Annotated in this window: 16 protein-coding genes and 1 riboswitch; of the genes, 1 reads left to right on the forward strand and 15 read right to left on the reverse strand. The window is 63.6% G+C overall.

The window, feature by feature from the left end:
- The 13 genes from J2S96_RS15340 to J2S96_RS15400 form a co-directional block, all read right to left on the reverse strand.
- Positions 1-143 (reverse strand): YraN family protein (locus J2S96_RS15340; RefSeq protein WP_306865543.1); only part of this gene is annotated, 143 nt, incomplete at its 3' end.
- 113 nt (positions 144-256) lie between these two features.
- Positions 257-601 carry a DUF2469 domain-containing protein gene (locus J2S96_RS15345; RefSeq protein WP_059387678.1) on the reverse strand — a complete coding sequence of 115 codons (345 nt, stop codon included), beginning with the start codon at positions 599-601 and terminating at the stop codon, positions 257-259.
- Between the two features lie 80 nt (positions 602-681).
- On the reverse strand, positions 682-1,422 hold the full coding sequence (locus tag J2S96_RS15350) for a ribonuclease HII (protein ID WP_370873133.1): 741 nt from the start codon (positions 1,420-1,422) through the stop codon (positions 682-684).
- On the reverse strand, positions 1,419-2,366 hold the full coding sequence (gene lepB / locus J2S96_RS15355) for a signal peptidase I (protein ID WP_306865344.1): 948 nt from the start codon (positions 2,364-2,366) through the stop codon (positions 1,419-1,421). Before lepB (J2S96_RS15355) ends, J2S96_RS15350 begins: the two co-directional genes overlap by 4 nt.
- On the reverse strand, positions 2,367-3,044 hold the full coding sequence (gene lepB, locus J2S96_RS15360) for a signal peptidase I (RefSeq protein ID WP_306865346.1): 678 nt from the start codon (positions 3,042-3,044) through the stop codon (positions 2,367-2,369).
- Positions 3,045-3,122: 78 nt separating this feature from the next.
- The gene (gene rplS / locus J2S96_RS15365; RefSeq protein ID WP_306865348.1) at positions 3,123-3,482 is read right to left on the reverse strand and encodes a 50S ribosomal protein L19; all 360 of its coding nucleotides are present in this window, start codon (positions 3,480-3,482) and stop codon (positions 3,123-3,125) included.
- Between the two features lie 287 nt (positions 3,483-3,769).
- Positions 3,770-4,615 (reverse strand): tRNA (guanosine(37)-N1)-methyltransferase TrmD, encoded by an 846-nt coding sequence (gene trmD, locus J2S96_RS15370; RefSeq protein WP_306865349.1) that lies wholly within the window; start codon positions 4,613-4,615, stop codon positions 3,770-3,772.
- Positions 4,616-5,179 (reverse strand): ribosome maturation factor RimM, encoded by a 564-nt coding sequence (rimM, locus tag J2S96_RS15375; RefSeq protein ID WP_306865351.1) that lies wholly within the window; start codon positions 5,177-5,179, stop codon positions 4,616-4,618.
- A 130-nt stretch (positions 5,180-5,309) separates the two neighbouring features.
- Complete coding sequence (locus tag J2S96_RS15380; RefSeq protein WP_028267532.1) at positions 5,310-5,552, reverse strand: RNA-binding protein; 243 nt, start codon at positions 5,550-5,552, stop codon at positions 5,310-5,312.
- Between the two features lies 1 nt (position 5,553).
- A complete protein-coding gene (gene rpsP, locus J2S96_RS15385) occupies positions 5,554-5,976 on the reverse strand; it encodes a 30S ribosomal protein S16 (RefSeq protein WP_306865547.1) in 423 nt (140 codons plus the stop codon).
- Positions 5,977-6,170: 194 nt separating this feature from the next.
- Positions 6,171-6,614 carry a hypothetical protein gene (locus tag J2S96_RS15390; RefSeq protein WP_306865357.1) on the reverse strand — a complete coding sequence of 148 codons (444 nt, stop codon included), beginning with the start codon at positions 6,612-6,614 and terminating at the stop codon, positions 6,171-6,173.
- Positions 6,615-6,748: 134 nt separating this feature from the next.
- A complete protein-coding gene (locus J2S96_RS15395; protein WP_306865359.1) occupies positions 6,749-7,621 on the reverse strand; it encodes a VOC family protein in 873 nt (290 codons plus the stop codon).
- Positions 7,622-7,712: 91 nt separating this feature from the next.
- Positions 7,713-8,792 (reverse strand): amidohydrolase family protein, encoded by a 1,080-nt coding sequence (locus J2S96_RS15400; RefSeq protein WP_306865362.1) that lies wholly within the window; start codon positions 8,790-8,792, stop codon positions 7,713-7,715.
- 75 nt (positions 8,793-8,867) lie between these two features.
- Positions 8,868-8,975, forward strand: a riboswitch (TPP riboswitch).
- On the opposite strand from J2S96_RS15400, the gene thiC reads away from it, so the two are divergent.
- On the forward strand, positions 8,944-10,815 hold the full coding sequence (gene thiC / locus J2S96_RS15405) for a phosphomethylpyrimidine synthase ThiC (RefSeq protein WP_370873134.1): 1,872 nt from the start codon (positions 8,944-8,946) through the stop codon (positions 10,813-10,815). It overlaps the preceding riboswitch by 32 nt.
- Here thiC and J2S96_RS15410 read toward each other — a convergent pair whose 3' ends face one another.
- Together J2S96_RS15410 and ffh are read right to left on the reverse strand one after the other, a co-directional pair.
- Positions 10,816-11,565, reverse strand: coding sequence for an alpha/beta fold hydrolase (locus tag J2S96_RS15410; protein ID WP_306865368.1), 750 nt, complete (start codon positions 11,563-11,565; stop codon positions 10,816-10,818).
- 78 nt (positions 11,566-11,643) lie between these two features.
- Positions 11,644-13,212: a signal recognition particle protein gene (gene ffh, locus J2S96_RS15415; protein WP_306865369.1), complete on the reverse strand. Its 1,569-nt coding sequence runs from the start codon at positions 13,210-13,212 to the stop codon at positions 11,644-11,646.
- Positions 13,213-13,349 lie beyond the last annotated feature (137 nt).

Below are 13,349 nucleotides of genomic sequence, written 5' to 3' on the forward strand. Positions count from 1 at the left end.
AACGTGTCGCCGTCAAGGGCCACGATGTCGATTTCGCCCTCAGGGCATCTCCAGTTGCGGTCCATAATCCACATTCCCTGGGTTTGGAGAAACCCCGCGGCCAACGTTTCACCATGCCGGCCCAGCAAGTCTTTGGCTTTCATGACCACCTCCACTACCAGCCTGGAGGCGCAGGGAACTCAAAGACAGGGACCAGCTGCGCTATGTGGGAAACTCCGCCAAAGAGCCTATGTGGAGGAAAAGTAGGCCGCGGTTCCTAGTTGCCCAGGTTGCCGAGATCTCCCAGGTCGCCGTCCTTGGGCAGGGAGAGCTCCTCGCTGCGGGGCAGCTCTTCGACGTTGACGTCCTTGAACGTAATGACCCGGACGTTCTTCACGAATCGGGCCGAGCGGTAGACGTCCCAAACCCAGGCATCCTGGAGCGTCAGATCGAAGTAGACCTCGCCATCGGCACTGCGGGCCTGCAGGTCAACGTGGTTCGCCAGATAGAACCGCCGTTCGGTCTCGACAACGTAGCTGAACAAACCAACGACGTCGCGGTACTCGCGGTAGAGCTGCAGCTCCATGTCGGTTTCGTAGTTCTCAAGATCCTCGGCACTCATAGATCCATCTTGCACCATGGAGGGCGCACACGCCGCCACAGCAACCAGCCCGCCGCCGCCAAGGGCAACGAAACCGGACGCTACAGCAGGTTCCAGCTTGTCCGGTGGTAAGGCGTCGGACCGGACAAACGAAGTGCCTCGCGGTGGAAGGACGTGGCATAGCCCTTGTTCTCTTTCCAACCGAAAGCCGGGTATTCGTCATGCAGCCCCACCATGATGCGGTCCCTGGCCACCTTGGCCAGCACGCTGGCGGCCGCCACGCTGAGGCAGCTCATGTCTGCCTTCACGCGGGTGAGCACGGGCGCCTCGCACACGGGCCCCGACGTCTCGGCGTCGAACAAGGAACCTTGGTCCTGCGGCGAGAGCCAGTTATGGCTCCCATCCAGGAGGACAAGGTCCGGATGCACGCCCGAGGCGAGGACCTCGAACCAGGCACGCGTGCCCGCCAGCCGTAAGGCGCCGATGATTCCCAACGCATCGATCTCCGCCGAACTTGCGTGGCCCACTGCGGAGCCGACCGCCCACTCGCGTACCAGCGGATCCAACCGCTCGCGCTCTTCGGGCTTGAGGAGCTTGCTGTCCCGGACACCGGCGAGCAAGCCGTGGTCCCGGAGGTCGACGACGGCGATCCCCACCGACACCGGCCCGGCGAGGGCTCCGCGGCCTACTTCATCGACCCCGGCCAAAAGTGTGACCCCCGGAGCCAGCAAGCCCCGTTCGACATCCAGCGTAGGAAAGTCAGGAGCGTGCTTGGCCTGCGCCGCGGGTTTTCGGCGCGTTCGAACCGGAATTGCCGCTTCCGTCCCCGCCGGCACCATCATTTGCCCGCTGGAGCCGTAGGGGTAGCCGTGTTTTGGGGCGACGGCGCAGGCACGTTGCGGAAGACTTCGGCGTGGTTGTCGAGAATCTGCCAACGGCTAATGGGCCACGCAATCACAGTGGCTCTACCCTCGACGTCGGAGATGTCGATGAAACCACCATTGACCGATTGGTGCTCGCGGGAGTCGGCCGAGTTATTGCGGTTGTCGCCCATAACCCAAATTTTGCCCGCAGGAACCACTACATCGAAAGACTTGGCGATCGGAACCTGGGCAGGATTGATGTAGCCCTCGTTGAGAACCGTGCCGTTGACGCTGACGCGCGCGGAACTGTCACAGCAGGAGACCCTGTCCCCCGGCAGGCCGATCACGCGTTTGACCAGATGCTGATTGGTCTCGTCCGGCAGCAGCCCGACGAAGACAAGACCGTCCTGGAACCATTTGAAGGGCCCGTCCGCCTTTTTCTGGGTGGGCGGGAGCCATCCTTGCGAGTCCTTGAAGACCACGACGTCGCCGCGCTCGAGTGCGAAAGGTTGCGGAACCAGCAGATTAACGAAGATCCGGTCGTCAACGTCAAGGGTGGGGACCATGGACTCCGAAGGAATGAAGAAGGCCCGGAAGAGGAAAGTCTTGATGAGGAAGGACAACACGATTGCGATGACCACCACTGTGCCGATTTCCCTGAGCCAGCTGAGAAACGGACTGCCGTGTGTTTTGCCGGCCGTTTCGGGCCGATCGCCTTCATCCGGATCCAGCTCCGAGTCCCGCCGTGCGGCCCGGCGCGGAGACGCCGGCTCCTCAGGCTGGGCCGCCGTCGGGCCAGTCGCGCTCCCCCGCGCCGGATAGGCGTCGTCCGCTGTAACATCCGTGGCGGAAGCGGACGGTCCGTCCAGGAGCCGGGCGTCGTCGTCGTGCCGTTCCGGCTTCCCGGGAGTTGTCTCGGGCATCTATTGTCCGTTCTTCGAGGTTGTACCGGCCTGCGCAGGGCGAGGCAGTTCTGCAAATCTATCAAGCGGCCAGACAATCCGGACCGGACGCCCGATGACACGCTCCAGCGGCACCATGCCTCCGCCGGGTGCGCCGAGAAGGCTGCGCGAATCGGCCGACCGTGAACGATGGTCCCCCATGAGCCACAATCGGTCATTGGGAACTATCGCGTCGAATCGCTGCTCACTCGGCACATCACCGGGATACAGATAGGGTTCCTCAAGCGGCTGACCGTTGACTGTGAGTTTACCGTCGGTGCCACAACAAACGACGTGGTCGCCGGGAAGTCCCACGACGCGCTTGACGTACGTAGTGTCGCTTCCCGTCAAGCCCAGCCAGTGGCCGACGGCCGCCACTGCGTCGGCAATCGGTCCTTTGCCGCTGTTCAATGGCGCGAAGGTTCCCCTACCGTCGAAAACCACGATGTCTCCACGGCGGATAGGGTCGGCGGCGAAATCAGTCCGGGACACAAGGATGCGATCGCCGGTGCCCAGGATCGGCTCCATGGACTCGGAAGGGATGAAGTAGACATCGATCCACAAGGACCGGACGAGCCCGCTGATGGCTACGGCCAGGACGAGGGCGAGCAAAACAAAACGCCAGCCCTGTTTCCGGGGCTGGCGTCTTGCGTGATCCATGATTCGTTTCCTGTTGCGTTGCGGATTTCTCCGGCGCAGGCCGGACACGAATCCAAGACCCGCTGTTGGTCGAAAGACCTACTTGCCGGTGGCGAAGTCGCGCTTTTCCTTGATCTTCGCAGCCTTACCGCGCAGTGCGCGCATGTAGTAGAGCTTGGCGCGGCGGACGTCACCCTTGGTGACGAGTTCGATCTTCTCGATGATCGGGGAGTGCACCGGGAAGGTACGCTCTACGCCGACGCCGAAGGAGACCTTGCGCACCGTGAAGGTTTCGCGAACGCCGTCACCCTGGCGGCCCAGGACGAAGCCCTGGAAGACCTGGACACGGGAGTTCTTGCCTTCGATGATGTTCACGTGAACCTTGATGGTGTCACCCGCGCGGAACTCGGGAACATCGTTACGCAGCGAAGCTGCATCTACGCTATCGAGGATATGCATTAATCCACTCCTGGTGAACGCCACAGGTCATCCACTTTGGGTCACGGCGGGCAAGCCCGGGGCGCAAGGCCGGCCGGAAATTACCGCCGAAGATTTTCAAAGCCGATACCACCGCTGATTGGTGGTTCCGGGTTGTCAGGCTGTTGGTTACGCTCCCCCTGTGGCAGGCGCGAACCCAGTAGACACAAGCGTTAATTCTGCCACACCCCGTGAGTTCGGGCCAATCCTGCGATGCGGCACCGTCGCCGCGCCCGAGGCGGGGCTAAAACTGCCCGACGGCGGCAGGGTCAGTCCGCGGGGCCGCTGTCCGCGCGGCGCCGCAACCGCCCCTCGACAACTTCATACCCGAGCTCACCGAACGCCGTGCGGTCCGCACGCGTCAGGCCGCCGGCGTCGAACTCTGCGAGAAGGTCCGGGCGGCGTTCCGCCGTGCGCCGGAACTGTTCGTGGCGGCGCCACTGGGCAATTTTGCCGTGGTTGCCGCTCAAAAGGACGGCGGGCACGTCACGATCGCGCCAGGACGAGGGCTTCGTATAGACCGGGTACTCCAACAAGCCGTCCGAGTGGGATTCCTCCACCAACGATTCGGGATTGCCGACGACCCCCGGAAGCAACCGCCCGATGGCCTCGACCATGGCCAGGACTGCAACCTCGCCGCCATTGAGGACGTAGTCGCCCAAACTGACCGGACGCACTGTAAAGCGAGCTGCCGCCCATTCCATGAAACGCTCATCGATGCCTTCATAGCGGCCGCAGGCGAAAACGAGCTGCTCTTCCTCGGCTAGTTCATAGGCCAGGGCCTGGTTGAAGCGCTCCCCCGCGGGCGACGGGACAATCAGGACCGGCTTTTTTGCCGGACCGTCAGCTGAATCCCCGGTCGCGGCTTCCTGTGAGTCGGCAATACGTGCGTCGGCAATCGACTCCAAGGCCTGGGCCCAGGGTTCGGGTTTCATGACCATGCCGGCACCGCCACCATACGGAGTGTCGTCCACGGTGCGGTGCTTGTCCGTCGTGAAGGTCCTCAAGTCATGGACGTTCAGTTCCAAGAGCCCGTCTTGACGGGCCTTCCCTATGAGGGAAAGCTCGAGTGGCGCCAGGTATTCGGGAAAGATACTGACGACATCGATGCGCATTTAGGCGTCGTCCTTGCTTACCGTGTCGTCCTCGTCCGTGCCGGAAGCGGAAGCGTCGGCGTTCAATTCGAAAAGGCCCGGCGGAGGCGTGAGCAGCACGTAGCCGTCCTCGACGTTCACCTCGGGCACGATTTCCTCGACAAAGGGCACCAGGATTTCCTTGCCGTCCGAATCCTCGATGACCAGCAGGTCCTGGACGGGCATGGTGTTGAGCGCCGTCACTTTGCCCACGGTATGCGAGCCGACGCGGACCTCCAGGCCGACGAGCTCATGCTCGTACCAGCCTTCGTCGTCGTCCTCGTCCAACTCTTCCGTCTCGATGAACAGCTTCGCGCCACGGATTTCCTCCGCCTGGTTGCGCGTGGAGATCTCTTCGAAACCGAGCAAGAGGATGTCCTTGTTCCACCTGGCGCTGCTGATGGTCAAGGGACCGGCTTTTGCGGGCTCCACCACAAATTCGGTCCCCGGCACAAACCGATCGCCGGGGGCATCGGTGAGCACCTGGACGGTGACTTCGCCGCGGATTCCGTGGGGTTTGCCGATTCGGGCAACCTGGAGCTGCATGGGGTTCCTCTGATTTCTTCGCTGGGGCCGGCTTAGGGACCAGGCTAGGGGTTTTGCTCATAAAGCAGTCCGGCCCCTCCACCATAATCTGGTGAAGGGGCCGGATCTAAGACAAGTATTGCTGAGCGCGTTACCGGCGACGGTCGGTGTCGACGACGTCGACCCTGACCTGTTCGCCGCCCGCCAATGCCGCGATCACAGTGCGCAAAGCACGTGCGGTGCGACCCTGGCGACCGATCACCCGTCCGAGGTCGTCCTGGTGAACACGCACCTCAAGGGATTCCCCGCGGCGGTTGTTCTTGGCACTGACCTTGACGTCCTCAGGGCTGTCAACGATCCCACGGACCAAGTGCTCGAGCGCTTCTGCCAGCAACTTACTCAGCCTCGGTGGTCTCTGCTTCAGCGCCAGCGGGAGCTTCAGTAGCTTCCGACTGCTTGGCCTTCTTGGTGATGGCTTCCGGAATGATGACGGAACCCTTCTCCGGTGCAACGAAAGCAGGCTTCTCGACCTTGGTCTTCAGCGTGCCTTCCTGACCCGGGAGGCCCTTGAACTTCTGCCAGTCACCGGTGATCTTGAGGATCGCGGCAACCTGCTCGGTCGGCTGGGCGCCGACGGACAGCCAGTACTGTGCACGCTCGGAGACAACCTCGATGTACGAGGGCTCTTCGGTGGGGTGGTACTTGCCGATTTCTTCGATCGCACGGCCATCGCGCTTGGCGCGGGAGTCCATGACGACGATGCGGTAGTACGGTGCGCGCATCTTACCGAAGCGCTTAAGGCGAATCTTTACGGCCACTTTTGTGGTCACTCCTGTTTCTGAAACGGGGTTGAGCCCGTCGTTCTGCACCCGTGGGGCGGGCCATACTTGAGGGTTCCAAGGACAAGATGCACGCACGGAGAGAGGGGCCGCGCGGATCGAGTACCTGTCTATTGTGCCAGATGGCGGACAGTATTTCGAACACGCGGCGCGCGCATGGATTTACGGCTTGGTCACTGTTCCACGGACCACACGTAGAGACCAGCCCGTTCGGCCTTTTCGACGTCGCTCGCGAGCGCCGCCAACTGCTGGACGTAGAGGCGGGACTGTTGGGCATCAAAGGGCATATCCTCTTGCGCCGCCCAGCGTTCGGCGACGTCGTCCAGGATGCTTCCTTCTCCCTCGGTCTCGTAGCTGAGCAGCTCAGACAGGGCGCGCACCATTGCTTCGGGGACGCCCAGCAGGGCATCGCTGGCGACGTCGACCAATGCGAGCTCGTAGTCGGCCCCGGCTGCATGTACGGCGGTGCCGGCCAGGTCGCCGAGTTGTTCCACTTCGAAATCACTGATTCCCGGGATCCGTACCGCGGCGCCGGATACGTCACTGCCTTTCTCCAGGGCAGCGGCCCTCTTGAGTGCTTCATCGTGGGTGGCAACAAAAATTTCGGCAAAGCCCATGGAAGTTACTCTCATTCGTTCGTGCCAACGGGGCGGCGGCGAAGCGGCAAGGTACGCGCCACGCCGTCAGCGCCAAGTCTAACTTGCGAGGGGTCCCCGGCTGAGCGGAGCGAAGTTGGGGAGCAAGTAAGACGCTAGCGGACGGCGACCCGCAGCCGGTTGCGCCACGGGTCCTCGAAACGCAGCGCCTGGCCGGTGTGGTGGGACGCAATGCCGGCCACCTTGAGGCGATCGGCGAGCGCACCGACGTCGTCTCCTGACGGAACCTCAATGACAACCTCACCGAGACCCAGAGTGTCCTTGCGCGGACCTGCGCCGCGGCTGTTCCAGACATTCATGGCCATGTGGTGGTGGTAGCCGCCTGCCGAGACAAACAAGGCCTGCCCATGCCAGCCCGCGGTCTGTTCGAAGCCCAAGGTGTCGACATAGAAATCATGGGCGGTCTGCACGTCGCCCACTTGGAGGTGGACATGCCCGACGCCGGCGCCGGCATCATGCTGCCCTGTCACCGCCGCTTCACTCAGGTATTGCTGGAGGTAGCGCTGCGGCGGGAGCGGCAGGCTGTCCATGACGACCGAAGTGCCGTTCCACTCCCAGCCTTCGCGCGGCTTGTCGTAGTAGAGCTCGATGCCGTTGCCCTCCGGATCGGTGAAGTAGAAGGCTTCGCTGACCAGGTGGTCTGCGCTGCCGACGAAGGCGTGGGGTTCGTACTGCGCGGCCGAGGCAACAGTTGCGGCGAGCGAGGATTGGTCTTCGAAGAGCAAAGCCGTATGGAAGAGTCCCGCCTCCCCCCGGCCCGGGACCTGGAGCCCGGACGCCGGCGCGAGGTGCACCAACGGCTTGCCGAGCCTGCCGAAATACAGTCCGCCATCCTGTTCGGCGACGACGTCGAGCCCCAGCGCACGCTGGTAGTAGTCGCCCATGAGCTTCATGTCCCCCACTTTGAGCATGACGGTGCCCATGGTGAGTTCGGCAGGAAGGAGATCCTGGCTGGATGTGATGGTCATGTGAAACTCCCGGCTCTTTGTGGCGCCGCCCTTCGGCAACCTCTATATACCTAAATTACTTGAAGCTTCAATTTATTCCTAATGCCCGGCTTCATGAAACATGTCCCCTCAGCACGGTGCATTGAGGCTTCAGCACAACCTCGAGGGACGCGCGGGGGTCGTTTTCGTACAGGACGACGTCGGCGCTGGCGCCTTCGCTGATCCCGTCCGCACCCAGCCACTCCCGGGCGGACCAGCAGGCGGCATCGAGGGCGGCAGCCGCCGGAAGCCCCGCGCCGCGAAGTTCCAGGATCTCCTCGCCGATCCGGCCATGCTTGATGACGGTGCCGGCGTCGGTCCCGGCGTACACCCGCACTCCGGCGTCGAATGCCTCGGCGACGCGTTCATGCCGGCGCTCCCACAGCCGGATCATGTGGGCGGCGTAACGCGGGAACTTCGTTTCCGCCTGCTTCGCGATGTCGGGAAAAGTCGCAATGTTGATGAGGGTGGGGACGATCGGCACACCCTGGTCCAGCAGCCGGGGAATATGGTGCGGCAGCAGGCCTGTGGCGTGCTCGATGCAGTCGATGCCGGCGTCGAGCATGTCGTCGATAGTCCCTTCGGCGAAGCAATGGGCGGTCACCCGGGATCCCTCGTCGTGTGCCGCCGCGATGGCGTCCTTGACGGTCGCAGCCGGAAAGGACGGGCCGAGATCGCCCGCGGAGCGGTCGATCCAGTCCCCTACGAGCTTGACCCAGCCGTCTCCGGACCGCGCCTGCTTGCGTACCGCCTCCACAAGATCCTCCGGTTCAACCTCTTCGGCGAGCCCGGGGATGTACCGGCGTTGCCTCGCGATGTGCCTGCCTGCCCGGATGATCCTGGGCATCTCCGGCCGTTGCTGCAACCAGCGTGTGTCGCTTGCCGATCCGGCGTCGCGGATCAAGAGCGTCCCCGCGTCCCGGTCCGCCGTCGCCTGCAGGCCGGCGGTCTCCTCGTCCACGGCTCCGCCCTTCCCCAGGCCGACATGGCAGTGCGCGTCAACAAGGCCGGGAAGCACCCAGCCGTCCAGGACGAGGCGCGGCGCCGCATCAGGCCGCCGAAAGGTCAGCCGTCCGTCGACCGACCAGAGGCCGCGTCGTTCTTCTTGCGGTCCCGTGAGGACGGTGCCGCTGAACTCGATGATTTCCGCCATGATTCCACCTTAAGTCCGCGGCCGTTTCCGTCCGGTCACATCTCCCCGGGACTGCCGCGGCTGTGGTAGCTTCGTCTACGACCACACGGGGGCCCTTGCAAGGGCTGAGATCGGGCTAACGCAGCCTGCGACCGTTGAACCTGTCCGGGTAATGCCGGCGAAGGAAGTGAGTAATCATTTGAGTACCAAAGAAACACACTTGAGCCCTGCCCAAAACGAAACTGCCCAAAACGGATCGGACCGGGAAGTGACGCAGTCCCTCAAGTCGCATTCCCTGGCTTTCGTGGAGGATACCCAGGCGGGAATCCGGGTTCCGGTCACGGAAATCGCGCTGGAACCATCCCCCAACGGCGAGGCCAACGCCCCTTTCCGCGTTTACCGCACCGCGGGACCAGGGAGCGATCCCGTGGTGGGACTCGAACCGTTCCGAAGGGAGTGGATCGAAGCCCGCGGTGATACCGAGGCCTACAGCGGGCGTGAACGGAACCTGCTCGACGACGGCAAGTCGGCCGTGCGCCGAGGCGCCGCCTCCGCTGAGTGGAAAGGGGCGCAGCCGGTGCCCCGCCGCGCCGTCGACGGCAAGACCGTCACACAGATGCACTATGCCAAGCAGGGCCTGGTGACGCCCGAAATGCAGTTCGTTGCCCTTCGCGAGAACTGCGATGTGGAACTGGTGCGCAGCGAGGTCGCCGCCGGGCGCGCCATCATCCCCAACAACATCAACCACCCCGAGTCCGAGCCGATGATCATCGGCAAGGCATTCCTGGTGAAGATCAACGCCAACATCGGCAACTCGGCCGTCACCAGTTCCATTGCCGAAGAAGTGGACAAGCTGCAGTGGGCCACGCAATGGGGCGCTGACACCGTCATGGACCTGTCCACGGGTGACGACATCCATACGACCCGCGAATGGATCATCCGCAACTCCCCCGTGCCGATAGGCACCGTCCCCATTTACCAGGCCCTCGAGAAGGTCAACGGTGAAGCCAACAAGCTCACGTGGGAGATCTTCCGGGACACCGTCATCGAACAGTGCGAGCAGGGCGTGGACTACATGACCATCCACGCCGGGGTGTTGTTGCGTTACGTGCCGCTCACCGCCAACCGCGTGACGGGCATCGTTTCACGCGGCGGTTCCATCATGGCCGGCTGGTGCCTGGCGCACCACGAGGAAAATTTCCTTTACACGCATTTCGACGAACTTTGCGAAATCTTCGCCAAGTACGACGTCGCGTTCTCGCTCGGCGACGGCTTGCGCCCCGGAGCGACCGCGGACGCCAACGACGCCGCGCAGTTCGCCGAGCTCGACACATTGGCCGAGCTCACCAAGCGCGCGTGGAAGTATGACGTGCAGGTCATGGTCGAAGGACCGGGCCACATCCCGTTCCACCTCGTGCGCGAGAACGTGGAGCGGCAGCAGGAGCTGTGCGACGGCGCGCCGTTCTACACGCTTGGCCCGCTCGTCACGGACGTCGCTCCCGGCTACGACCACATCACCTCCGCCATCGGCGCCACGGAGATTGCCCGCTACGGAACCGCGATGCTTTGCTACGTCACCCCGAAGGAACACCTGGGGCTGCCCAACAAGGACGACGTCAAGACCGGCGTGATCACCTACAAGATCGCTGCCCACGCCGCGGACCTTGCCAAGGGACACCCTGGCGCCCACGAACGCGACGATGCCCTCTCCAAGGCCCGCTTCGAGTTCCGCTGGCGGGACCAGTTCGCCCTGTCATTGGATCCGGTCACGGCCGAAGCGTTCCATGACGAGACTCTTCCGGCGGAACCGGCCAAGACGGCGCATTTCTGTTCCATGTGCGGACCGAAATTCTGCTCCATGCGCATCAGCCAGGACATCCGCGACGAGTACGGCTCCGCGGATTCCCAGGCGGCGATCGCGGAAATGTACAGCGGGATGCGCGAAAAGAGCGAGCAGTTCCTGGCCTCGGGCGGCAAGGTCTACTTGCCCGAACTCGAGGTTCCGGCAGGAAAGCTCGGAACGAAGTCAGGAAACCTGAACTGATCAGGAAGCTTGGGCCGATCCTGCGCGGCTGACATCCGCAATGAAGGACCGGATCATCCGGTCTCCTTCAACTGAGTCATGGGGCCGGTGGCCTCCAGCCGCGACGCGGCGGAGGGCGCCGGTTTCCTGCAAGTAGCCGGCGATCTCTTCGTAGAGGGGCTCCCACCCCCCGGTCAGGACAAGCGTAGGGACTCCCGGCACAATATGGAGAGGCGCTTCCCACGGGGGAGCTTGGAGCCGCAGGCGTCGGGCAGTACGCCGGGCCTCCGGAGTGCTGAGTTCTGCAGCCTCCGAGGAAAACGCCCGCCGCACGAATTCGCGTTGGTAATCGTCATCGCTGAGCTCGTGCCGGATCCGGAACAACGGCTCCATCAGTGCCCGGTATGCCGCGGTGGCGGGCAATTCGGCAGTCAATGAAAGACAAGCCGGTTCCACCAGCACGAGGGACCGGACCAGGTCCGGCCGCTCCACGGCAGCCAACATGGCGGAAATCGCGCCTTGGGAGTGCGCTACGAGGTGGCCTCCGCGCGCCGGGCCGGAAGCCTGTACGGCCTCCCGCGCTCCGAGGCACTCCAAAATAATGTCCACGTCGGCGCCGACATCGGACTCCAATGGCTCGGCCTGCGCATCAAAGCCGTGGCGCTTGAGGAAGAGTGCATCGTACTCCAGCGCCATGCCGTGTTGTTTCGGCCAAGCGGCGGCGCCGAACGTGCCTGCTCCGTGGACGAACACAACGCGCTGCTTTTGCATCCCTCAAGCCTATGGCACGGGGCTGACAACCCAGCTCATCCCCGCCGGCGGCGTGGACTAGCTGGGTTGGGGAGCGTATTACTTACCGAGAAACTTGTCGAAGCCCTTGGGCAGGTTCAGCTGCGAGGGGTCGAAGTCGCCGGCAGACTGGCCGAATGCCGCGCCGGTGGGAACGGCGTTCGCACGCTTTTTCTCCGCCTCACGCAATTCCTGGGCTGCCTTGGCAGGGTTTCCGGAACGGGCCTTCTTCTTGGGCGCGTTCTTGGCTCCCTTGCGGGCGCCGCCACCACCGAGGCCGGGAATGCCAGGGATCCCGGGCATTCCGCCGCCTTGGGCCAGCTTCTTCATCATCTTCTGGGCCTGCGCAAAACGCTCCAGGAGGCCGTTGACCTCCGAAACGTGCACACCGGAACCGCGGGCGATGCGGGCGCGGCGGGAGCCGTTGATGATCTTCGGCGCCAGGCGCTCGTGCGGTGTCATGGAGCGGACAATTGCCTCTACGCGATCGATTTCGCGCTCGTCGAACTGCTCGAGCTGCTGGCGGATGTTCTGCGCACCCGGCATCATCATGAGCATCTTCTTCATGGAGCCCATGTTGCGGATCTGCTGCATCTGGGCGAGGAAGTCGTCCAGGGTGAAGTCTTCCTGGTCGGCGAACTTCTTCGCCATCCGGGCTGCTTCTTCCTTGTCCCAGTTCTTCTCGGCCTGCTCGATGAGGGTGAGAACGTCACCCATGTCGAGGATGCGGGAGGCCATGCGGTCCGGGTGGAACAGTTCGAAGTCGTCCAGGCCTTCGCCGGTGGACGCGAACATGACCGGCTTGCCCGTGACGGACGCGACCGAGAGGGCGGCACCGCCGCGGGCGTCGCCGTCGAGCTTTGACAGCACGACGCCGGTGAAGTTGACGCCCTCATCGAAGGCAACCGCCGTGTTGACTGCGTCCTGGCCGATCATGGAGTCGATCACGAACAGCACTTCGTTCGGGATGATGGCCTGGCGGATCCGGCGGGCCTGGTCCATCATTTCGGCGTCGACACCGAGGCGTCCCGCGGTGTCCACGATCACGATGTCGTGCAGCTTCTGGCGGGCTTCGTCAACGCCGGCGCGCGCGACGGCGACGGGGTCACCGGTGGGAACATCCAGATCCGAGGTGGTGCCCGGGTGCGGCGCGAAGACGGGAACGCCGGCGCGTTCACCGACAATCTGGAGCTGCGTCACGGCGTTGGGCCGCTGAAGGTCGGCAGCAACCAGCACGGGGCTGTGGCCCTGGGCCTTGAGCCACTTGGCAAGCTTGCCGGCGAGGGTGGTCTTACCGGCGCCCTGCAGGCCGGCGAGCATGATGATGGTGGGTCCGGTCTTCGCCAAACGGATACGACGGGTCTCGCCGCCGAGGATCTCCTGGAGCTCCTCGTTGACGATCTTCACGATCTGCTGGCTCGGATTCAGGGCCGCGGAAACTTCGGCGCCCAGGGCACGTTCACGGATGCGGGCGGTGAACTCCCGGACCACGGGAACGGCAACATCGGCGTCCAAGAGGGCACGCCGGATCTCCCGGACCGTGGCGTCGACGTCGGCCTCAGAGAGGCGGCCTTTGCCACGGAGATTCTTGAAGGTTGCTGTCAACCGGTCAGAGAGTGAATTGAACACGCGCCGTGCACTTCTTTCAATGGTCTACGAATGGCGGCCATTCCGACACACCAATATCTTGACGATTCCTGCCCCAAACAAATCTGACTCAACTGAGGGACTCGACTATCTAGGGTACCAAGACGCGCCTGCAAGAT

It is taken from the genome of Arthrobacter bambusae, from assembly GCF_030812595.1.
GTDB lineage: Bacteria > Actinomycetota > Actinomycetes > Actinomycetales > Micrococcaceae > Arthrobacter > Arthrobacter bambusae_B.

Coding starts and splice junctions, on each gene's coding strand:
- J2S96_RS15345 (WP_059387678.1), bottom strand. CDS start 601: ATGAGTGCCGAGGATCTTGAGAACTACGAAACCGACATGGAGCTGCAG.
- J2S96_RS15350 (WP_370873133.1), bottom strand. CDS start 1,422: ATGATGGTGCCGGCGGGGACGGAAGCGGCAATTCCGGTTCGAACGCGC.
- lepB (WP_306865344.1), bottom strand. CDS start 2,366: ATGCCCGAGACAACTCCCGGGAAGCCGGAACGGCACGACGACGACGCC.
- lepB (WP_306865346.1), bottom strand. CDS start 3,044: ATGGATCACGCAAGACGCCAGCCCCGGAAACAGGGCTGGCGTTTTGTT.
- rplS (WP_306865348.1), bottom strand. CDS start 3,482: ATGCATATCCTCGATAGCGTAGATGCAGCTTCGCTGCGTAACGATGTT.
- trmD (WP_306865349.1), bottom strand. CDS start 4,615: ATGCGCATCGATGTCGTCAGTATCTTTCCCGAATACCTGGCGCCACTC.
- rimM (WP_306865351.1), bottom strand. CDS start 5,179: ATGCAGCTCCAGGTTGCCCGAATCGGCAAACCCCACGGAATCCGCGGC.
- J2S96_RS15390 (WP_306865357.1), bottom strand. CDS start 6,614: ATGGGCTTTGCCGAAATTTTTGTTGCCACCCACGATGAAGCACTCAAG.
- J2S96_RS15395 (WP_306865359.1), bottom strand. CDS start 7,621: ATGACCATCACATCCAGCCAGGATCTCCTTCCTGCCGAACTCACCATG.
- J2S96_RS15400 (WP_306865362.1), bottom strand. CDS start 8,792: ATGGCGGAAATCATCGAGTTCAGCGGCACCGTCCTCACGGGACCGCAA.
- thiC (WP_370873134.1), top strand. CDS start 8,944: ATGCCGGCGAAGGAAGTGAGTAATCATTTGAGTACCAAAGAAACACAC.
- J2S96_RS15410 (WP_306865368.1), bottom strand. CDS start 11,565: ATGCAAAAGCAGCGCGTTGTGTTCGTCCACGGAGCAGGCACGTTCGGC.